A 19,767-nucleotide genomic window follows, 5' to 3' on the forward strand; every position below is an offset into this window, starting at 1 on the left:
TCCCCTTTCTACAGACCTAATCATCTTTAAACTGGTGTTTGATCGGGTTGTTTCGCAATCCCGTTCTTCTGATATACGTCTCGGCCTTCACGTCGATGGGCAGGTCCGGTAAATACTCTTTGTCCCATGTGTCCTTCATTTTCGCCCACTGCTCCGGATACTTTCTATATATCGTGTCACCAAAACCGATAAAATCTATTTGATTCTTCTTGATCTTTTTCACAGTATGGCTGATTTCCTTTTCCAGCTCTTTGTTGAGCGCTTTTTCAATAGCGGGCAGCACCTTGGGGTCAGACAAGTGGAAAGGGTATTTGACAGCATCTATAATTCCTTCAACCGACACTTTCACATGGATGTACGGACGTCCGTTCCGTATCTCCGGTACCAGCTTCGTATCCTGATGGGTAACCTGCAAGCTGACCGCATCCTTCGTCTTGTCCCAGTCAGCATTAATAAACGTATGCTGGATCTTATTCATCAGCCAGACTGCCCCCACGCTTTCGTCATCTTCAAGCCAATACTTTAAATACCCAGCCTTATCAAAAATCGCCAAACCATCTGCCTGAAGAATGGCTTTCGGGTCAGTCGCCTGCGTGTTTTCCATACTGACTCCTTTTTTATCGTCACCAATCATCATATATCCCGGAATAACCGGTGCCCTAGTGTTGGCGGCAAGTGTTTTTAAAACGTCCTGAATATTGGTTTTGACCACTCGTCCGTATTCCGCCTCGGTGAAATCCAGGGTTTTATTGACTTTATTTGATGGAATTTTATCAATTGGCGTTAAGATTTTCACAATGTTTTCAGCTTTTGTTTTATGAGCAACGACAAATGTTGCCGTTGTCCTGAATTCTGTGTCACGGTCAAGATTATCTAATACAAAATCCAAACCTTCTTCTTTTGCCAGCTTTTCACTGATCACGACTAGATTGGTATGGGCAAAATAAAGCCGCCGTGATACCTTTATGGAGGCTTTCCTGAGTGCTTCCGTCATATTGTTACCTTCAATCGAATAGACAGATACAGGCGGCCTGTCTCCAGCACCGCCTCCCTGAAGGCCGCCGGCAACATTTCCTGGATTGATAATTTGAAGATGCAGCACGTAGTTGCCGTCGTTTGTCCGATCGATGCCAATTGCCGAGATAATCGCAAGATCCGTCAGCTCCCGCTTATCCCAGCAGCCGGGCAGCACAATGACGCTCAAAAGCATGAGAACGGCTAATAGACATTTACGTACCATTCTGATCCCCTTCTTCCAAATCTTTGTTCACCATTCCTCGTGAACCGGCCGGCTCTGGGCGTTGATCTTGCCCCTGCCGCACCTTATCTTTCTTACTGACCGATTCCGGCCTCTTTTCATCGGCCCACCACGGAACCCGGAAAAGCGCGTCCTTTACGCCTTGTGAAGAAAAGGGTGCAAGCGGCGACATATATGGAACGCCAAATGAACGAAGACTGCATAAGTGCACAAACATCATAATGATCCCTAAAATCAGCCCGTAAAAACCCATAACAGCTGAGGCAATAATAAACATAAACCGAATAAGCCGGGCTGAAATCGCCATTGCAAACGCCGGTGTTGCGAAGCTCGCAATCGCGGTGAGTGCCACGATAATCACCATTGCCGGAGAGACGATACCAGCCTGTACGGCAGCCTGGCCGATTACGAGCGCGCCTACGATTGACACTGCCGAGCCGACAACCCGGGGCAGCCTGACTCCCGCTTCCCTCAGAATCTCAAAAGCAACCTCCATCGTCAGCGCCTCCACAACAGCCGGAAACGGGACAATTTCCCGCTGGGCCGCAATGACCACTAACAGCTGAGTCGGTATCATTTCTTGATGAAACGTCGTGGCTGCCACGTATACGGCCGGAGCCACAAGCGAAATGAAAAAGACTAAAACACGAAGAATTCTTATGCTTGTCGCAATGTCAAAACGCGAATAATAATCCTCAACAGACTGAAAAAACTGGACAAATAAGGCCGGGGCTATAAGCACAAACGGTGTTCCGTCCACAATAATCGCGAATCTTCCTTCTAACAGATTACCCGCTACAACATCAGGGCGTTCTGTATGATACATAGTCGGAAACGTCGTAAAGGTTTCATCTTCAATCAGCTGCTCAATATATCCAGATTCCAAAATACTGTCAATATCTATTTTTTCCAGGCGCTGCTTCACTTCCTTCAGCACCTTTTCATCACATATTCCTTGAATGTACATGAGAGCGATATCCGTATTCGTAACAGAACCTTTTTTCATTTTTTCAACCCATAAATTCGGATTTTTAATGTATCGCCGGATCATGGAAATATTGGTTTGCAGAGACTCTGTAAACCCTTGGCGCGGGCCGCGGAATGACACCTGGGTGCTCGGCTCTTGGATGGAGCGCTGCTCTCCCCCTTGAGTGCTGCAAATCAGCGCTTCGGCATAGCCATCGGCAAAAACGAGCGCATTGCCGAGCATTAACTCGGAAAAAAGCTTATCCCAGCTCTTTTCCGCTTTCACCCCGCCCAGTGGGAGCGTTTTTTCAAGAATTTGCTGGATCGCATGAGTATTCTGGATAGACTCATCCTGTACCAATGGATCGATTAACGACTCATGGATCGTGTTATTATCGACCAGCCCAGCAATATAAATAACAGCTAGATGGACACGATCCTGCTCCCCGATTTTAATCTCGCGAATGATAACGTCAGAACTACTTCCGACTTCCTTTTTCGTTTCCGCTATGTTCTTTGCCAAACTAGGAGAAATGAGAACTGGCCTTTCTTTTTCTTGCTGCCGTTCCTGATTCTTTTCTTCTGTATTCCGCTTGTCTTTTGAACCGGTATTGTTCTTTCGCTTAGAAAATAAAGGCATACACAAATACCTTTCCTTGTCGTTTTCTCATATTCTTCCTATTAGAATTAAGATTATGCATAGGTTTAGATGCCGTATAACTTCTCCGCCAACGATAGACACTAAAAGCGGAGGATGATGAAGCATGAAGATATTGGGCGTGACAGGAGTCATATTAATTTGTTTATTAACTATTTCTGTATTGATGGACATGCTTCAAGGGTTCAGTTTAACAAAAGCGATTTATAACAATATGTCCAGCTTTAAGATGACAACGTTTGCGGAATGGGTTGTACTTTTATTTTTTGTGTTAGTCCTTGTGAGGGAAATGTACGTGATCTATAAATCGAAAAAAAAGAACCCCTAGAGGGGGCGCTTTTTTCAGGCGATAATATTGCCGTCTAGTGTATCACTGCTGTGTTTGTTGATGGTCCCTTTATAAATGCGGTTGCCAATGATTTTGGAATTGGTTGAGGTGTTTGTTTGAATAGCTGTCGCAGTGCCTGCGGAGAGGTTATTGATGGTGTTTCCAGAAATGATAGAGCCTGCTGATCCATTGACATAAATCACAATCGGATTCCCGGCTGTTCTGTTGACTGAAATGGTATTATCAAAAATCTCATGCACACCGGTGCTGATATAGATGGTGACCAAAAGCGGAGATCTGTCGAGGTGGTTGCCGATAATTGAGGTTTTTGCACTTGTGGAGCAGTAAATCGGGTAATTTTTAAACTCTTTAAATGTATTGTTTTTGATGATAGCGCCAGCATTATTTGTGACGGAAACAGCATATGATTCCGGGACCGCTTCAAACGTGTCAGGATGCAGTGTATTTCCTTCAATCACCGCATTCCCTTGAGCGATCCAAATGCCCCGGCTGAATTTTCTCAGGAGATTATCTTTAATGATCACGTCGCCTCCGGAGATGTTCACTCCGTCAATGACTTGAATGAGACAGTTATTCAGAAACGCGATGTCATCTGACAGCACTGCGCGAAGACCGATGCTGCGCCTTGTTTCAGACAGTCCGTTTTGAATGTGGTTACCGTCTACCTTTACGTCAGAAGACTGATAAACCAATATCCCTGTGTTTTCAAAGTTGCTGATTTTGTTGTCCGTCACAAGAACGCTCTTTCCCCTGACATCAATTGCAGTTGAAAATCCAGTAATCAGATTGCCAGAGATCACCGCATCACTGGTCTCTTTTCCTTGTGACACACCGAGTCCGGTTATCCCGACTCTTGTCGCAGCCGCCGCGTCTTCAGGGCCTCTCAGAATATTTCCCTTGATCACTGTTTGCGTCCCATATCCGTAGCTGATTGTATTATCTGAGAGATTTCCTTCTATTAAAACGCCATACCCGTTAAAATTGGTCACAGAACTTGAAACGTTTCCAATAAAGTAGTTATTGCGAATTGATACATTAATCGGTTCCTCATAATCAACATCACCTTCGCCATACCCTTCAATGTCAATTCCGTATTTCGGCGCTGTCCCATTCCCCGTTCCGGCATCTTCAATCACGCATTCCTCCACCGTGACCATGTCACATCCGGTAATGGAAATGTTATTTCTCCTCGACCGCCGAACCTCACAGCGGCGGATGATAATTTGCTTTGACGTTCGATAATCTTGATTGGTCTTTAATCCCCTCGGACTGACAATGATCCCATCGCCGGTAAAATCAGAAATTTTCACATGATCAATGACAACATTCGAGCATCCTTCAATACATATGCCAAAGCCCCATTCATGGGTTGACCTGATCCCCGCTGAGGCGTAGATATGCTCATCGCGTTCGCCGATAATTTGTCCCCCGGAAATGGTTATATTCTCTTGCTTGCCTACATAAAATGCGGAATAACCCCAAGAACGATTCGGGATTACTTTCATGATACACTCCGGGTCCATCATAATCTCAAGGTTGCCGGGAACAATGATTCCCGCGTTTCGAAACTTCTGATTAAAATCTCCGCCAAGCGTTCCATCTATTAAATATGTTCCCTTTGGAAACCAGACAGTATGATAGCCTTGAGAAACAGCTGTACTAAGGCACTGATTAATCAGTTCTGTCGAATCCGTTTGACCATCTCCAGGAACACCGAAATCTGCTGCATTTAATATGAATTCAGCCAATTGCGAGCCTCCTTCTCCATGATTACTATCATGTTACTCACAAAGGCCCGGTCTGCTTGTACATTTCTCTAAAATTTTATTAAAAAAATATAAAGGAATAGTTATGTAAGAAAATCTCACGATAAAGAGTATAAAAATTAGGAGAAAATCACTATTTTTAGGCATTTATAATTTTTCCATTATGGAACTATTTGAAATGAGTATAAATTATATTGACACAAGTATTATATAAGAATATGATTTTTATAATACACTTTTTTTAGAAAGGGTTTGGCTGACATGGCTTCGATTGATAACGAAAGTATCATCAAAAGCGTCCCGCAAAAAGGGTTCTTTGGTCACCCGCGAGGACTATTTACACTATTTTTCACCGAATTTTGGGAGCGTTTCTCTTACTATGGAATGAGAGCAATCTTACTTTACTATTTGTATACAGAGACGGTAAACGGCGGGCTTGGTTTTGACAAAGGCACTGCGGTTGCCATTATGTCGATTTACGGCTCACTCGTATACATGTCCACTATTATTGGCGGATGGCTCGCTGATCGGGTATTCGGTACCGCAAACACCGTGTTTTACGGCGGCATATTCATTATGTTCGGCCACATTGCACTCGCCTATCCGGGCAGTTCGATAGCATTCTATATCAGCATGGTGCTTATCATTGTCGGAACAGGCTTATTAAAACCAAACGTTTCAAGCGTGGTTGGGGATCTTTACACGAAAGAAGACCCGCGCCGCGACTCAGGTTTCAGTATTTTCTACATGGGGATTAACCTCGGTGGTTTACTTGCGCCGTTAATTGTCGGAACACTCGGACAGAAGTACAACTATCATCTCGGCTTCGGAGCTGCCGCGGTCGGAATGCTTCTCGGACTTATCGTATTTGCTTTGACAAGAAAGAAAAACCTCGGTCTTGCAGGTTCCAATGTGCCGAATCCGCTGTCTAAAAAATCTGCGATTGGCACCGGAATCGGTGTGATCATTGTGGCGATCGCAGTGATTATCTCCGTACAAACAGGCGTGCTGACGATCAAGCGTTTCATCGACCTAGTAAGTATTCTCGGTATTTTGATTCCTGTTATTTATTTCATCATCATGTTTACTAGCAAAAAAGCGGACAAAACAGAAAAATCCCGTCTTGCCGCTTACGTTCCTTTGTTTATCGGTGCTGTTATGTTCTGGGCCATTCAGGAACAGGGAGCGACCATTCTTGCGGTATATGCTGATGAGCGTATAAGACTTTCATTGGGTGGATTCGAACTTCAGTCATCTTGGTTCCAATCATTAAATCCATTGTTTGTCGTCATATTTGCGCCAATATTCGCATGGCTCTGGATGAAGCTCGGCAAACGCCAGCCGTCTACGCCAGTTAAATTCTCAATCGGAATTATACTTGCCGGATTGTCATTTATCATTATGGTATTCCCGGCTATGCAAGGAAAAGAAGCCCTCGTTAGCCCGCTTTGGCTCGTTCTCAGCTTCCTCCTTGTTGTGCTTGGAGAGCTGTGCCTGTCTCCAGTCGGTTTATCCGTGACAACGAAACTGGCGCCAGCTGCCTTCTCTGCACAGACAATGAGTATGTGGTTTCTGACGAACGCAGCAGCCCAAGCGATCAATGCCCAAGTAGCCGGATTGTTTGATAAAATTCCTGAAACAACGTACTTCGGCACCATCGGTTTGATTTCTATCGTTCTTGGCGGCATTCTCCTGCTGCTCTCGCCGGTGATCAAACGCGCGATGAAAGGGGTCTTATAATCAGAAACAGCCCGCGGATGTTGATCTGCGGGCTGTTTTTTATTGATCAAGCCATTTCCTGAAGCTTTGTTCGAAGGCTTGCGGTTCTTCCAGCATCGGCTGATGGCCGCTCTTTTCAAAAATAACCTTCTCCACATGTGGATATAAATCGTCAACAGTATCCCATAGCGTAACAGGGGCAACCAAATAATCATATCTTCCTAAGCCGATGTACACCGGCACTTGTACATCAGCTAACCGCTGAATGAGATTCAGCCGGGCAAATGTATTCCCCCATAATTCATCCATGATCGGCATATTCGTAAATACGCCATCCCATAAAGCAGCTGCATGCGGCTGCTCTTGATAAAAGCTTTTCGCTTCAGCGCGAATACACATGTGTACGAAGCGTCTTTCAGGATCGTTTTCAATGTCCTGCGGCAAATTCGCGATATCTTTTTCAAAGCGTTTCTTTCTCTCAAGACTGGCTGTTTCCATAAAAAATGATTCACTTTTTCGTTGTCTTTCTTCACTGTTATCAGGCGCAGTATTGAAGAGCGCCACCTTCCGGACATGTTCAGGATATGTCCTGGCATACTCTAAAGCCATAAAAGCATGCCCGGAATGTCCCAGGATGATAACATCCTCAAGCTGAAGAAATGTTCTCATCCTTTCAATATCAGCCAAAACGGCATCAAGCCTCGAATCCTCCTCACGAAGCTCTCGTTTAGGCTTAGCAAATCCCCTATGGTCGACAAAGATCCATTGATATTTCTGTTTGATATCTGAGGAAAAAAGGCGCGGGTAGTAAACCGCACTCCCGATCACAAGGATGGGTGCGCCCTCGCCCTCAATTCGATAAGCTAAATCAAAACCGTCCGAGTGACAGATCCCCGTACGTTCCATTTTTCCGCCCCCTTTGTTTTCATTATATAAAAAAAGCCTGACGCATGGCGTCAGGCTCTCGATATTACCGTTTTACTTCTTCCAGGGTCTTTTTCCATCTGCTCAGCACCTCTTCAGGCCTGTGAAGCTGGATACGGACACCAGAAGTCAAATCAGCGTATTTCGCAATGTCTTCCTTCACTGAAACGACCCGGCAGGAAAAACGGTCTCTATCATATTCGGCATCTTTCAAAGGCGGCAAAGGCGTGCATTCAAGCTTTACATAATAAGCAGCTCCCTTCCACCATGCCATGAACTGTGCTTTTCCTGTGCGAAGGATGTTGGCCGAAGTCATTGTGTTTTTCCACAGAGCGATTCGGATATCAGTTCGGTTCAGCGCGATCATTTCCCCCGCACTGATCATAGCGGCATGCGGCCAGCCATCCTCTGACACTGTTTGCAGAACGAAGGCCTCATGCTGCTTCTCATTTAGGCGGTCCCCGTCAAGCAGTTCAAAAAGACGGTCTGATAGACAGTTCACGCTGATCAAGCCTTTCGTTCCGGCACCGCCGGAACTTCAATGGCTGTTTCTGTTTCCTTCGGATCAATTTTAAACGCCGGATTGTATTTCGCGGGATTTGTAATGCTTTCCGGTTCACAGGATCTCCATGTAAAAAAGCATGTTTGGCACTGATAAACTTCCCATGCGCCTTCTACAGGCGATTTGCTCATGACTTCTCCCTTTTTTGAGTCGCATCGAGGACATGTATGCATTTCGAACATCCTTTCCTTATTTATTCATTAAGTCCATTAGTTTTTGTTCCCATTCTTTCGTTGTAAGCGGAGAATCAAGCGGCTGTGAATAGTGGCCTCTTGTTTCCGGCGCAACCGGTGTAGTCGCGTCAAGAATCATTTTGTGAGTGATTCCTGACGGATTAGATCCCGGATCAAGCGGCAGAACAGATAAGTCCGGAATGATGACCGCATCGTGTTTCGGATGCATTTTGGTCGAAAGCGCCCACATGACCTGCGGCAGGTTGAATGGATCGACATCCTCATCAACAACAATGACCATTTTGCAGTAGCCAAGTCCGTGCGGTGTGGTCAATGCGCGCATGCCGACCGCTTTCGCAAATCCGCCATAACGGGTTTTTGTGGATACAATCGCGATTAAACCGTGTGTGTACATGGCGTTTACTGCCACAATTTCGTTCGGATACGCTTCTTTTAACTGCTGATAAAGCGGCACGCATGTGTTAATGCCGATCATGTAATCGCATTCTGTCCAAGGCATGCCTAAGTATAAATGTTCAAAGATCGGATTGTTTCTGTGATAGACGCGTTTAATTTTAATGATCGGCATGCTGCGTCCGCCGGAATAATGGCCTGTGAATTCACCGAACGGCCCTTCATATTCGCGCTCTCCGGCAATAATCTCACCTTCAAGCACCACTTCAGCGCCCCACGGAACATCAAGATCAGACAGCTTTGATTTGACGATGCGATATGGTTCGCCTTGAATCGCGCCTGCCATTTCGTATTCTGATTGATCATAGAGAAGCGGAGTCGATGCCGCTGTTGTAATAACCGGCTCACAGCCAAGCGCAATCGTGACTGGAAGATTGATGCCGCGTTCTTCAGCTTGGCGCAAATGGATGGCAATATCGTGCTGCGGCACAGGCTGAATGCCGAGGCGGTCTTTTCCTTTGACCTGCATTCTGTAAATGCCGACATTTTGTTTGCCAAAGTTGTCAGGGTCTTCAAGATCACGGGAAATGACACATGCTTTGTCTAAATAGTAGCCTCCATCACCTTGGTTAATTCTGAAAAGAGGCAGTATATCGAACAAATTGATATCTCCTGTGATTTCATTTTCATGAAATGGCGCTGTTACTTCACGTTTGACCGGCATCGGAAACTGGTCATAACGCTTTGCGAATTCAAAAAACTGTTCTTTTACCGGTGTGTCTTTCGGCATACCCAGCATCATTGCATGGTTCGGCCAAGAGCCGATGACATTCATCGCAATTCGCGCGTTATGATAGCCATAAATGTTGTCAAATAAGAGCGCGGGGCTTTTATCGCCAAGGTTGCTGGCTGCGCGTGCGGCGGCCCCTAAATCAGGCTCCGGCTTTACCTCTTCATTCACTGTAAGCAGCTGTCCTTCTTTTTCGAGGGCTGCGAGAAATTCTCTGAAATCTTGATAAGCCATGATCAAGCTCCTCCTTTATGTTTTTCAATCCCATTCCAGCGCTTCGCTTCAGGAAGGCGAATGCCGAATTGGTCCAACGTTCTAAATACAATATGGTCAACCATTTCCTCTAAGCTGGTCGGCTGATTATAAAATGCCGGCATCGGAGGAAGAATGATTGTACCCATTTTCGTAAGCGCTAGCATATTTTCGAGATGTATTTGGTTCAAAGGCGTCTCTCTCGTTAAGAGGACGAGTTTTTTTCTCTCCTTGAGCATGACATCCGCCGCACGTGTCAGCAGATTATCCGCCATTCCGGTGCGAATGCTTGCGAGAGATTTCATGCTGCACGGCGCAACGATCATTCCATCGGTATCAAACGATCCGCTTGAAATGGCCGCCGCCTGGTCCTTATGTGAGTAAGTGTATGTGGCCAGCTGTTCTACTTCTTGTAAGGTATAGCCTGTTTCGTGTTTGATCGTGACGTTCGCCCAAGGAGACACAACGAGATGGGTTTCCACTTCGGCGGCCTTCAGCCACTGCAGCAGCCTGACCCCGAAAATCGCCCCTGTTGCCCCTGTCATTCCGACAACGAGTTTCACTTTGCCCCCTCCTTTACGCTTGAATTCTGCTTTCATTTCAATCATACTCCTGATATATCCATATGAAAAATATCTATAAAATCTATATTTAATACTTAAAAGGTATATTAAGGAGGCGCTTTCTTTTGGACATTCGCCAGCTTCGATACTTCATTACCATTGCCCAAGAACAGAAAATCACGTCCGCAGCCAAAAAGCTTCACATGGCGCAGCCGCCTTTAAGCAGGCAGCTCAAACAGCTGGAGGACGAGCTTGGTGTTGTTCTGTTTGATCGGAACAAGAAAAAACAAATGACGCTTACATATGAAGGAACTGTTTTTCTGAAAAGAGCAAAGGAGATTTTGCATAGGTTTGAGGATGCTGTCATTGAGGTACAGGAGCTGAAGGAGGAGGTAGCCGGCACGCTTGCCGTGGGTTCAACAATTTATTGCGCGGCTCTGATGCTTGAAAAAGTCACACAGATCAAAGAGAGATACCCCCATCTCACCTTTAATATTTGGGAAAATGAGCCTGCGACACTGTTGGAACTGCTGGAAAGCCGGCAAATCGATGCGGCGGTCACGACAACACTGATCAAAAGTGACAGAGTACAATTCAAGCAGCTTGATGACATTCCATGTGTGCTCGTGCTTTCAGATGAAGCCGGATATCCGTGCGGAGACACGATTAAAATGGAGGACATTCCTTCGTTTCCGCTGATACTGCTCCGACCTGTTAACGGAAAAGGCGTTTATAATCAGGTCATGAATGAATTTCATCGTTTGAACCTGAAGCCGAGCATTGTTTGTGAATGCCATGACTCTGCAACTTTGCTCAGCCTCGTGTCATCCGGTTTTGGCGCGTCTATTCTGCCTGTCACAATGATTCCCGTTCATATGCGAAATCACGTTCACATCGTCCATATCGAAAATAATCCCTTCATTATGACGCCGGCTGTCATGTGGAGAACGGACAGTTATTTGCCTAAACCGGCACAGCAATTTTTGGATTTATTTTAAAAGATTTTGTCTTATGAAAACCAAATACTTGACTCATACTAAAAAAAAGTTATCCTTTAGATTTGTAAGCTAATTTTTTATTTCAATAAAATCAACCAGAAAAGTGGGGAATAAGATGAAAAAAGCATTATTGGCTTTATTCATGGTCGTAAGTATTGCAGCTCTTGCAGCTTGCGGAGCAGGAAATGACAATCAGTCAAAAGATAATGCCAAAGATGGCGATCTTTGGGCTTCAATCAAGAAAAAAGGTGTGCTCACAGTCGGAACGGAAGGAACATATGAGCCGTTCACTTACCACGACAAAGACACTGACAAGCTGACTGGCTATGATGTCGAAGTCATCACAGAAGTCGCAAAACGCCTCGGGCTTAAAGTCGATTTTAAAGAAACACAATGGGACAGCATGTTTGCCGGCCTGAATTCCAAACGGTTTGACGTTGTTGCCAACCAAGTCGGAAAAACAGATCGTGAAGACAAATATGATTTCTCAGATAAATACACAACATCAAGAGCCGTTGTCGTGACGAAAAAAGACAACAACGATATTAAGTCTGAAAAAGACGTAAAAGGAAAAACGTCAGCTCAATCACTGACAAGCAACTATAACAAACTAGCTACAAATGCTGGCGCGAAAGTAGAAGGCGTTGAAGGCATGGCGCAGTCCCTTCAAATGATCCAGCAAGGCCGCGTCGATATGACTTACAACGATAAGCTTGCCGTATTGAACTACTTAAAAACATCCGGCAACAAAAACGTGAAGATCGCGTTTGAAACAGGCGATCCGCAGGAAACGTATTTCACGTTCCGTAAAGGAAGCGGCGAGGTTGTTGATCAAGTCAACAAAGCATTAAAAGAAATGAAAGAGGACGGGACTCTTTCTAAAATTTCTAAAAAATGGTTCGGCGAAGATGTTTCTAAATAATCTGCCGGCATTGACGCTTGGCACGGCGATCCCGTGGGATCTGGTGCAGCAGTCATTCTGGCCGATACTTTCAGGGGGAATCTACTATACGATTCCCCTTACGATTCTTTCCTTTATATTTGGAATGATCCTGGCGCTGATTACGGCGCTTGCCAGAATGTCGAAAGTGAGACCTTTGAGATGGGTGTTCAGCGTATACGTATCCGCAATACGCGGCACTCCTCTTCTCGTTCAATTGTTCATCATTTTCTATCTGTTCCCGGCCTTTAACATCACATTAGATCCATTTCCAAGCGCAGTCATCGCCTTTTCATTAAACGTCGGCGCCTATGCATCTGAAATCATCCGGGCATCTATTTTATCCGTGCCGAAAGGGCAATGGGAAGCCGGCTACACAATCGGCATGACACATCAGAAAACGCTGTTCCGCGTCATACTGCCGCAGGCGTTTCGTGTGTCGATCCCGCCATTATCCAATACTTTTATCAGCCTGATTAAAGATACATCCCTCGCCTCTCAAATTCTGGTCGCTGAGCTGTTCAGAAAAGCCCAGGAAATCGGCGCGCGGAATCTTGATCAAATTTTAGTGATCTATATTGAAGCAGCCTTTATTTATTGGATTATCTGCTTCCTGCTTTCACTCGTCCAGCATGTCATCGAACGGCGTCTTGACCGCTACGTGGCCAAATAAGGAGGTTCCGAGTATGCTTACCGTTACAGGATTAAACAAATCATTCGGTGAAAATGAAATTTTAAAAAAGATAGATATGAAGATTGAAAAAGGAAAAGTCATCGCCATACTTGGGCCTTCAGGTTCAGGGAAAACGACGCTGCTCCGCTGCCTGAACGCGCTGGAGATTCCGAATCGCGGAGAGCTTACATTTGATGATTTCTCCATCGATTTCTCCAAAAAGGTGAAACAGGCGGATATCCTAAACCTTCGCCGAAAATCCGGAATGGTGTTTCAGGCGTATCACCTGTTCCCGCACCGCACAGCCCTCGAAAACGTGATGGAAGGCCCTGTTCAGGTGCAAAAACGGAACAAAGAGGAAGTCAGAAAAGAAGCGATCCAGCTGCTTGATAAAGTCGGATTGAAGGACAAAATGGATTTATATCCGTTCCAGCTTTCCGGCGGCCAGCAGCAGCGCGTCGGCATCGCCCGCGCACTGGCGATTCAGCCTGAGCTCATGCTGTTTGACGAACCGACCTCAGCGCTTGATCCGGAGCTCGTCGGAGAGGTGCTGAAGGTTATCAAGGACTTAGCCAATGAAGGCTGGACCATGGTCGTGGTGACCCACGAAATCAAGTTCGCGCAGGAAGTTGCTGATGAAGTCATCTTCATCGACGGCGGTGTAATCGTGGAGCAAGGACCGCCGGAGCAAATTTTCTCCGCCCCAAAAGAAGAACGGACACAACGGTTCTTGAACCGGATTTTGAACCCGCTGTAATAAGAAAAACAGGGCGTCAGCGCCCTGTTTCAGATTATTGACAAAATCCTAAAACGATTTTCGTTTTAGGATTTTGTGATTTTCAGCGTGATTGAAAACCTTTGAAGTCTAGGAAGGGCGAGCATTGGAGCACAGCGAATGTTAAATTCGTGAGCACCGAAGCACAGGCCTGACAACGAATGCAAGGGTTTGCCAACACGCTGAAACAGGGCGCCCGCGGCGGCCCTGTTTTTTTGTTGAGCTCCTTTCGCCTATTCCGCCCTTCTGTCAGATGTGCTACAATGACAATCGACTGATTTTTACGAAAGAAGGGACCTCACGTGAAGCAAGAACTTGTTCTGCGCTGGACATTTTATTTTGCCGGTTTGATCATTTTGGCTTTTGGTGTATCCCTGACGATAGAAGGAAAAGCACTCGGCATTAGTCCGTGGGATGCATTTCATTACAGCCTGTTTCAGCACTTCGGGCTTACCATCGGCCAGTGGTCCATCATTATTGGAGCGCTCATCGTCGGATTAACGTCATTGTTCACGAGGGCTTGGCCAAAAATAGGAGCGATCCTGAATATGGTGCTCATCGGTGTATTTATAGACTTTTTCAATTTTCTTCTGCCTGCTCCCTCGACCTACACGGGCTCCGTCATCGTCTTCTCTCTCGGCGTGGTGCTGATCGGTTACGGCGTCGGTGTTTATGTATCAGCAGGCCTTGGCGCGGGGCCGCGTGATTCACTGATGATGCTGATTACAGAAAAAACCGGCTGGAATGTGCAATGGGTGCGGAACGGCATGGAATTAACTATTTTATTTGCGGCATGGGGCATGGGCGGCCCGATCGGTTTTGGCACCATTTTGACCGCCATCTTCACCGGACTCATTTTGCGCTTTTCATTGCCGCAGTCAATCCAGCTGCTGAATTATGCCGTGGCAAGGCGGACAGCCGCTGTGAAAGCATCTCCGCCTGTACACTAAAACAAAGCCGTTTTGGCTTTGTTTTTTATTTTCTCCTCTATATGAGTCTTGTTGATGTATGATAGGATGGTTTTGACAATCTTTTGCAGACGGAGGACCTAGAATGAAGATTTACGGAATTTATATGGACCGCCCGCTTTCACAGGAAGAGACTGAACGGTTCATGTCTTTCATATCGACTGAAAAACGGGAGAAATGCCGGAGATTTTATCATAAAGAAGATGCACACCGCACCCTGCTGGGAGATGTGCTTGTTCGTTCAGTCATAAGCGGGCAGTATCAGTTGGACAAATCTGATATCCGCTTTAGCACGCAGGAATACGGGAAGCCCTGCATCCCTGATCTTCCTGACGCCCATTTCAACATTTCTCATTCCGGCCGCTGGGTCATTGGTGCGTTTGATTCACAGCCCATCGGCATCGATATTGAAAAAATGAAACCGATCAGCCTTGAGATCGCCAAGCGCTTCTTTTCAAAAACAGAGTACAGCGACCTTTTAGCCAAAAACAAGGACGAGCAAACAGACTATTTTTATCATCTATGGTCAATGAAAGAAAGCTTTATCAAACAGGAGGGCAAGGGGTTATCACTACCGCTTGATTCCTTTTCAGTGCGCCTGCATCAGGACGGAGAAGTATCCATTGAGCTTCCGGACAGCCATTCCCCCTGCTATATCAAAACGTATGATGTCGATCCCGGCTACAAAATGGCTGTATGCGCCGCGCACCCTGATTTCCCTGAGGATATCACAATGGTCTCGTACGAAGCGCTTTTATAAATGGCTCATCAACAGCTTGACACCGCGATCAATATCTTCCGTTTTCACATTGGATATATTGATTTTTAATAGATTTTCTTTTTGATAACCTGATAAATAATGACGGTCTATCGCCTCAAGGTGAACCCCTTGTTTTTTCAGTCTATGAATTACCCTTGAGGCCGGTAGATCCTCAGGAAGCACCAGATGGGTGTGCATACAGGGTGCCTGGCCGCCTGAAAACGTAAAGCGGCCGCTTCCCAGCTGCCTGTGGGTTTGTATGGCTTGATGAAGCCTCAGTGATCGCTCCTTATAGGAATCTCTGATTTTCTCCTTGTGCCTGCCATACATACCGCTTTTCAGATAAATCTCCAATGCCGCTTGAGAAATCATCGAACAGTCGATGTCGTTCAGCTTTTTGTACGCATGAAACGTATCAGTCAGTGCTTCGGGCAAAACAGCCGCCCCCACGCGAAGGCCGGGAAACATCATTTTCGAGAAACTTTTCAAATAAATGACATGTGAGGACAGGTCATATGCGTGCAGCGGATCTGCCTTTTTATTTTCCTCCAAATCACCGAGATAATCATCCTCAACGAGATAGACATCATACGCTTCTGCCAGTCTTACAAGCTCCTGTTTATCACGCTCTGACAAAGAGCAGCCAAGCGGATTATGGAAGCGGGGCATCGTATAAAAAAATTTGATCGATTCTGTTTGAAAAAGCCGCTCAACCTCGGTTAAATTGAGCCCCTCTTCCGTTCGTTTCACTCCGATGGCGGGAATTCCAAGCGTCTCAAGCTGTTCGACCATCAAATGGTAGCCCGGCTGTTCAATGGCGATCTTCTCTTTCCCATTTGGAAACGGCATGGCACAAAGCAAGGATAACGCCTGCTGGACACCTGAAGTAATGAAAATGTGCCGTTCATCCGCAAATACCTGCTGATTGGCCAAGAGCTTTCGGAGTACACGGATGAGTGATGGAAGCCCCTTTGGCGTCCCATAAATAAACAAATCGTTTTTGTATGTATCAATCGCTTTGTTGATGCAGTGCTGAAAATCAAGATACGGAAACACATCAGGATCTGGCGCAGATGTGGCAAAGTCGATGGGGCCAGGCTGCGCGCTTTTTGATTTCCCCGTCTTTTTCACAATATAATAGCCGCTTTTCGGAACGGAATAGATAAGGTGGCGCTTTTCCAGCTCCTGCAGCGCGCGGATCACTGTGCTTTTGCTGACTTGGTGGCGGGCGGACAGCTGACGGATAGATGGAAGCCTGTCTCCTTCTTGATAGGCGGTGCTTTGCATCATCTCCTCTATCCTCGTTAATATACACATGTATTTCTCCATGTCTTCTCCTCCTGCTTTGTACCGGTACAGTTCATTGTTTTTCTCATTGTACCGTGCTGACCGCGGCCATACAATAAAGGGAGCGACCGGCGCTGCAATTCAGGTAAAGGAGCACCTCCCATTATGGTTAAACATCAGCAAGCCTCCGCTTATATAGCGGCTGTTTTATATTCGGTTATTATCGGTTTATCCTTTCTATTCGTAAAAATCGCACTGCAAACAGCAGAGCCGTTTGATATTCTGGCGCACCGGTTCACCATTGCGTTTGCTGCGGCCACTGTACCTGTCTTATTCGGCTGGGTAAAGCTTTCAATCCGCGTAAAGGACGTCATTGCCATTTTGCCGCTCGCCCTGCTGTATCCCGCGCTATTTTTCAGCTTTCAGGCATTCGGCCTTGTGTACTCGTCCTCATCTGAAGCGGGGGTTATTCAGGCAGCCATTCCGATTTTCACGATGGTGTTTGCCGCTTATGTTTTAAAGGAACGCCCGACGTGGATGCAAAAGGGGTTCACGGTTTTATCCGTTGCCGGTGTCATGTTTATTTTTGTGATGAAAGGCGTTGACGTGGAATCAGCCAGCTTAAAAGGGTCTTTGCTGATACTGTTGTCCGCCTTGTCTTCAGCGATGTACAATACCGCTGCCAGAAAAATGACGCAGCGGTTCAAGCTGACCGAGCTTACCTACATCATGTCTGCCATCGGCTTTGTCGTCTTCAACGCCATTGCCCTTGTGCGCCACGGAGCGGCGGGAACTGTCGGCACTTATTTTCAGCCATTCCAGGAGCCCGGCTTCGTTCTCTCTATTTTGTATTTGGGCGTGCTGTCTTCACTTGTCACTTCATTCTTGTCTAACTATACGCTGTCACGGATTGAGGCGTTTAAAATGAGTGCTTTTAATCATGTATCTACTATCGTAACGATGATTGCAGGAGTGGTGATTCTAAACGAAAGCCTTGCCTGGTATCACTTTGCCGGAGCGGTTTGTATTATGATTGGCGTGTTGGGGAGCAATACCAATCTGCAGAAAAAAACAAAGCGCTCTGGTATGCCTGCAAAAAAATGAGAAATTATGCTAGACTGAAAGGAAAAACATGGTTAGAGGTGTAGGTTTACCGTATGATTCAATATGCTAGTGAAAGTATCATTCTTCCAGGAGAAATCACTTTTAAGGATGTAAGAGAAATCTTTTTTTATCAAATCGCAAAAATGTCATGCTTTTACTTTCTGTTGTGTTGCGCCATATTTGCTGCAGTTAACTTCATTAACGGATGGCCCCGTATCGTTTATGGCAGTGACGCGCTTAACTTGTTTATGAACAGTATGTTGATTATCGTGATGTCCGTTCTGTTTACACTGCTGCTTATCCTTCTTCTATATGTGAAGTTTTCCAGAGCATACAAGAAGAACGAACGGATGAAATCTAAAAGAACATATACTGTGAATCAAGAAGGAATCCGTATAAGTTCTAAAAAATATGACCTCATTTTCAATTGGAATGAAATTACAGCTGTTTTCGAATATAAGAATATCTTTCGGATCAATACATCCAGCAGCCAATATATTGCGATACCAAAACATTTTTTTCATTCCGTAGTGGAGATGAACAGATTCAAGGAGATTATCCTTAAAAATACAGAAACAAAAAAACTCAAATTTAAAAAGGATCGGCATTGACAGTGCCGGTCCTTTTATATTGATTGATGGGTTTCTTTTGCCTTTTGTTTATCTAAAAACGGCACAAGCTCTATGACAGCCGATACACCCACAAACACGATACACACAGCAACAATCAGCAGATAATCATGAGTCATGTCAAAAAACAAACCGCCCGTATACACACTGAGAGCCCCGGCAACCTGATGGATAAAGAAATTGATGCCTAACAGCGAACCTATCAATCCTGTTTGATAGCTTTCTGAAATTGACGCCGCGGTCAGCGGGATCACGCCTGTGTAACTGAGTCCAAATAACAGGATAAAGCTAAAGTACCAAAGTTCGCTGTGATGAATTCCGAGAATGGGGATGAGCAGGCAAATCAGGCTGAGCAGCCGAATGAAAAATAAGATGGATAGCATGACGCTTCTGCTGCCGAGGAGATCTGACAGCCAGCCCGCCAATAATCCGCCAATGATAATAAACGCCCCGAACGCGGCCATCATTCCGTTAACATGAGAGACATGCGCATCCTTCAGTATCGGGACGAGGTGAGCATCAATGATTCCCATCGTAAATCCGCAAGTAAACATCCCAAAGTACAGGATATGAATGAGGCGAGACTGCTTCATCACGTTCCAAAATCCTCTCCAGTCATAAGATTTTTTCACTGACTGCACTTGTGCATGTGGCGGGTGCTTCATCCCGAAGGCGAGGAGCGGCAGCAGAACAGCCGCCATGACGATTCCCAAAATGGTATAGGTGTTCTGCCAGCCGGCATGGTACGGAGCCGCTGCCCAAATGGGCGAGAGAAGCAGCAAGCCCGCAGAGTTGGCATTGGTCAAAATAGCAAGTGCCAGACCTTTGTGTGTGTCAAACCAGCGGCTGATGAAATACTGGGTTGTCACGCCGACCGCACAGGAATAGCCGATCCCGCCAAGCACACCGTAAATAGCGGAAAACACATGAACATTTGGTGAATACGGAAGCACCAAAAAGCTAGCGCTGATGCAAACAGCCCCCAGCGCCATAATTTTTCTGACACTGAACCGGTCGATAAAAAAACCGACAAAAAACTGGACGATGCCGGTTGTGATCATAAAAATGCTGACAGAAACCGAGATCAGCGACCTGTCGGCATGGAAGGCATCCGCCATTGGAAGCATAAAAAATTGAAAGGAGTTTCTGAATGAGTTCATTCCGATGGCGAAAACAAACGTAAACAGCAATACAAACCATTTCATCCTGGGAGACGTGCGCATGTTTTGACCTGCCTTT

At 45.8% G+C, this 19,767-nt stretch carries 20 protein-coding genes; 10 read left to right on the forward strand and 10 right to left on the reverse strand.

Features of this window, described 5'->3' with window-relative positions:
• Nucleotides 1-16 precede the first annotated feature (16 nt).
• Nucleotides 17-1,240 carry a spore germination protein GerKC gene (gene gerKC / locus ACQXR1_RS14110; RefSeq protein WP_430772338.1) on the reverse strand — a complete coding sequence of 408 codons (1,224 nt, stop codon included), beginning with the start codon at nt 1,238-1,240 and terminating at the stop codon, nt 17-19.
• Nucleotides 1,230-2,864 carry a spore germination protein GerKA gene (gene gerKA / locus ACQXR1_RS14115; RefSeq protein ID WP_430772339.1) on the reverse strand — a complete coding sequence of 545 codons (1,635 nt, stop codon included), beginning with the start codon at nt 2,862-2,864 and terminating at the stop codon, nt 1,230-1,232. The genes gerKC and gerKA overlap by 11 nt, the downstream gene beginning before the upstream one ends.
• A gap of 124 nt (nt 2,865-2,988) precedes the next feature.
• On the opposite strand from gerKA, the gene ACQXR1_RS14120 reads away from it, so the two are divergent.
• A complete protein-coding gene (locus tag ACQXR1_RS14120) occupies nt 2,989-3,210 on the forward strand; it encodes a hypothetical protein (protein ID WP_069839847.1) in 222 nt (73 codons plus the stop codon).
• A gap of 14 nt (nt 3,211-3,224) precedes the next feature.
• Here ACQXR1_RS14120 and ACQXR1_RS14125 read toward each other — a convergent pair whose 3' ends face one another.
• A complete protein-coding gene (locus ACQXR1_RS14125; protein ID WP_430772340.1) occupies nt 3,225-4,979 on the reverse strand; it encodes a right-handed parallel beta-helix repeat-containing protein in 1,755 nt (584 codons plus the stop codon).
• A 279-nt stretch (nt 4,980-5,258) separates the two neighbouring features.
• Between ACQXR1_RS14125 and ACQXR1_RS14130 the strand changes: the two genes are divergently transcribed.
• Nucleotides 5,259-6,737 carry a peptide MFS transporter gene (locus tag ACQXR1_RS14130; protein ID WP_014662760.1) on the forward strand — a complete coding sequence of 493 codons (1,479 nt, stop codon included), beginning with the start codon at nt 5,259-5,261 and terminating at the stop codon, nt 6,735-6,737.
• A gap of 39 nt (nt 6,738-6,776) precedes the next feature.
• Here ACQXR1_RS14130 and ACQXR1_RS14135 read toward each other — a convergent pair whose 3' ends face one another.
• From ACQXR1_RS14135 to ACQXR1_RS14155, 5 genes are all read right to left on the reverse strand, one after another.
• Nucleotides 6,777-7,622 (reverse strand): alpha/beta fold hydrolase, encoded by an 846-nt coding sequence (locus ACQXR1_RS14135; RefSeq protein WP_430772341.1) that lies wholly within the window; start codon nt 7,620-7,622, stop codon nt 6,777-6,779.
• Nucleotides 7,623-7,686: 64 nt separating this feature from the next.
• Nucleotides 7,687-8,151 (reverse strand): pyridoxamine 5'-phosphate oxidase family protein, encoded by a 465-nt coding sequence (locus tag ACQXR1_RS14140; protein ID WP_430772342.1) that lies wholly within the window; start codon nt 8,149-8,151, stop codon nt 7,687-7,689.
• On the reverse strand, nt 8,148-8,375 hold the full coding sequence (gene bsdD / locus ACQXR1_RS14145) for a phenolic acid decarboxylase subunit BsdD (protein WP_019257455.1): 228 nt from the start codon (nt 8,373-8,375) through the stop codon (nt 8,148-8,150). Before bsdD ends, ACQXR1_RS14140 begins: the two co-directional genes overlap by 4 nt.
• Nucleotides 8,376-8,391: 16 nt before the next feature.
• Entirely contained in the window at nt 8,392-9,813 is a 1,422-nt protein-coding gene (bsdC, locus tag ACQXR1_RS14150; protein WP_430772343.1) for a phenolic acid decarboxylase BsdC, read from the reverse strand.
• A gap of 2 nt (nt 9,814-9,815) precedes the next feature.
• Nucleotides 9,816-10,430, reverse strand: a complete 615-nt coding sequence (locus tag ACQXR1_RS14155; RefSeq protein ID WP_050982287.1) for a non-oxidative hydroxyarylic acid decarboxylases subunit B — start codon at nt 10,428-10,430, stop codon at nt 9,816-9,818.
• An 89-nt stretch (nt 10,431-10,519) separates the two neighbouring features.
• Here ACQXR1_RS14155 and bsdA point away from each other — a divergent pair, with 89 nt between their 5' ends.
• From bsdA to ACQXR1_RS14185, 6 genes are all read left to right on the forward strand, one after another.
• The gene (gene bsdA, locus ACQXR1_RS14160) at nt 10,520-11,392 is read left to right on the forward strand and encodes a transcriptional regulator BsdA (RefSeq protein ID WP_069148943.1); all 873 of its coding nucleotides are present in this window, start codon (nt 10,520-10,522) and stop codon (nt 11,390-11,392) included.
• A 115-nt stretch (nt 11,393-11,507) separates the two neighbouring features.
• Complete coding sequence (gene tcyA / locus ACQXR1_RS14165; protein WP_430772344.1) at nt 11,508-12,314, forward strand: cystine ABC transporter substrate-binding lipoprotein TcyA; 807 nt, start codon at nt 11,508-11,510, stop codon at nt 12,312-12,314.
• Nucleotides 12,301-13,005, forward strand: coding sequence for a cystine ABC transporter permease TcyB (gene tcyB, locus ACQXR1_RS14170; RefSeq protein ID WP_014662754.1), 705 nt, complete (start codon nt 12,301-12,303; stop codon nt 13,003-13,005). The genes tcyA and tcyB overlap by 14 nt, the downstream gene beginning before the upstream one ends.
• Nucleotides 13,006-13,018: 13 nt before the next feature.
• Complete coding sequence (tcyC, locus tag ACQXR1_RS14175) at nt 13,019-13,762, forward strand: cystine ABC transporter ATP-binding protein TcyC (RefSeq protein ID WP_430772345.1); 744 nt, start codon at nt 13,019-13,021, stop codon at nt 13,760-13,762.
• Between the two features lie 320 nt (nt 13,763-14,082).
• Complete coding sequence (locus ACQXR1_RS14180; RefSeq protein WP_071581065.1) at nt 14,083-14,730, forward strand: YczE/YyaS/YitT family protein; 648 nt, start codon at nt 14,083-14,085, stop codon at nt 14,728-14,730.
• 103 nt (nt 14,731-14,833) lie between these two features.
• Nucleotides 14,834-15,508 carry a 4'-phosphopantetheinyl transferase gene (locus tag ACQXR1_RS14185; RefSeq protein WP_430772346.1) on the forward strand — a complete coding sequence of 225 codons (675 nt, stop codon included), beginning with the start codon at nt 14,834-14,836 and terminating at the stop codon, nt 15,506-15,508.
• On the opposite strand, the gene ACQXR1_RS14190 is transcribed toward ACQXR1_RS14185, so the two are convergent.
• The gene (locus tag ACQXR1_RS14190; RefSeq protein WP_430772347.1) at nt 15,503-16,837 is read right to left on the reverse strand and encodes a PLP-dependent aminotransferase family protein; all 1,335 of its coding nucleotides are present in this window, start codon (nt 16,835-16,837) and stop codon (nt 15,503-15,505) included. The two genes, ACQXR1_RS14185 and ACQXR1_RS14190, sit on opposite strands and share 6 nt — an antisense overlap.
• A gap of 123 nt (nt 16,838-16,960) precedes the next feature.
• On the opposite strand from ACQXR1_RS14190, the gene ACQXR1_RS14195 reads away from it, so the two are divergent.
• Nucleotides 16,961-17,899 (forward strand): DMT family transporter, encoded by a 939-nt coding sequence (locus ACQXR1_RS14195; protein ID WP_227099551.1) that lies wholly within the window; start codon nt 16,961-16,963, stop codon nt 17,897-17,899.
• Between the two features lie 53 nt (nt 17,900-17,952).
• A complete protein-coding gene (locus tag ACQXR1_RS14200) occupies nt 17,953-18,510 on the forward strand; it encodes a YcxB family protein (protein WP_430772348.1) in 558 nt (185 codons plus the stop codon).
• A 14-nt stretch (nt 18,511-18,524) separates the two neighbouring features.
• Here ACQXR1_RS14200 and ACQXR1_RS14205 read toward each other — a convergent pair whose 3' ends face one another.
• Nucleotides 18,525-19,751, reverse strand: a complete 1,227-nt coding sequence (locus tag ACQXR1_RS14205) for an MFS transporter (RefSeq protein ID WP_430772349.1) — start codon at nt 19,749-19,751, stop codon at nt 18,525-18,527.
• Nucleotides 19,752-19,767: the final 16 nt, after the last annotated feature.

The organism is Bacillus sp. ATD (assembly GCF_050585765.1).
Lineage (GTDB): Bacteria > Bacillota > Bacilli > Bacillales > Bacillaceae > Bacillus > Bacillus stercoris.

Coding starts and splice junctions, on each gene's coding strand:
- ACQXR1_RS14120 (WP_069839847.1), top strand. CDS start 2,989: ATGAAGATATTGGGCGTGACAGGAGTCATATTAATTTGTTTATTAACT.
- ACQXR1_RS14205 (WP_430772349.1), bottom strand. CDS start 19,751: ATGCGCACGTCTCCCAGGATGAAATGGTTTGTATTGCTGTTTACGTTT.
- gerKA (WP_430772339.1), bottom strand. CDS start 2,864: ATGCCTTTATTTTCTAAGCGAAAGAACAATACCGGTTCAAAAGACAAG.
- ACQXR1_RS14130 (WP_014662760.1), top strand. CDS start 5,259: ATGGCTTCGATTGATAACGAAAGTATCATCAAAAGCGTCCCGCAAAAA.
- tcyB (WP_014662754.1), top strand. CDS start 12,301: ATGTTTCTAAATAATCTGCCGGCATTGACGCTTGGCACGGCGATCCCG.
- ACQXR1_RS14135 (WP_430772341.1), bottom strand. CDS start 7,622: ATGGAACGTACGGGGATCTGTCACTCGGACGGTTTTGATTTAGCTTAT.
- ACQXR1_RS14200 (WP_430772348.1), top strand. CDS start 17,953: ATGATTCAATATGCTAGTGAAAGTATCATTCTTCCAGGAGAAATCACT.
- tcyC (WP_430772345.1), top strand. CDS start 13,019: ATGCTTACCGTTACAGGATTAAACAAATCATTCGGTGAAAATGAAATT.
- ACQXR1_RS14195 (WP_227099551.1), top strand. CDS start 16,961: ATGGTTAAACATCAGCAAGCCTCCGCTTATATAGCGGCTGTTTTATAT.
- ACQXR1_RS14155 (WP_050982287.1), bottom strand. CDS start 10,430: ATGAAAGCAGAATTCAAGCGTAAAGGAGGGGGCAAAGTGAAACTCGTT.
- ACQXR1_RS14190 (WP_430772347.1), bottom strand. CDS start 16,837: ATGGAGAAATACATGTGTATATTAACGAGGATAGAGGAGATGATGCAA.
- bsdC (WP_430772343.1), bottom strand. CDS start 9,813: ATGGCTTATCAAGATTTCAGAGAATTTCTCGCAGCCCTCGAAAAAGAA.
- tcyA (WP_430772344.1), top strand. CDS start 11,508: ATGAAAAAAGCATTATTGGCTTTATTCATGGTCGTAAGTATTGCAGCT.
- ACQXR1_RS14185 (WP_430772346.1), top strand. CDS start 14,834: ATGAAGATTTACGGAATTTATATGGACCGCCCGCTTTCACAGGAAGAG.
- gerKC (WP_430772338.1), bottom strand. CDS start 1,240: ATGGTACGTAAATGTCTATTAGCCGTTCTCATGCTTTTGAGCGTCATT.
- bsdD (WP_019257455.1), bottom strand. CDS start 8,375: ATGCATACATGTCCTCGATGCGACTCAAAAAAGGGAGAAGTCATGAGC.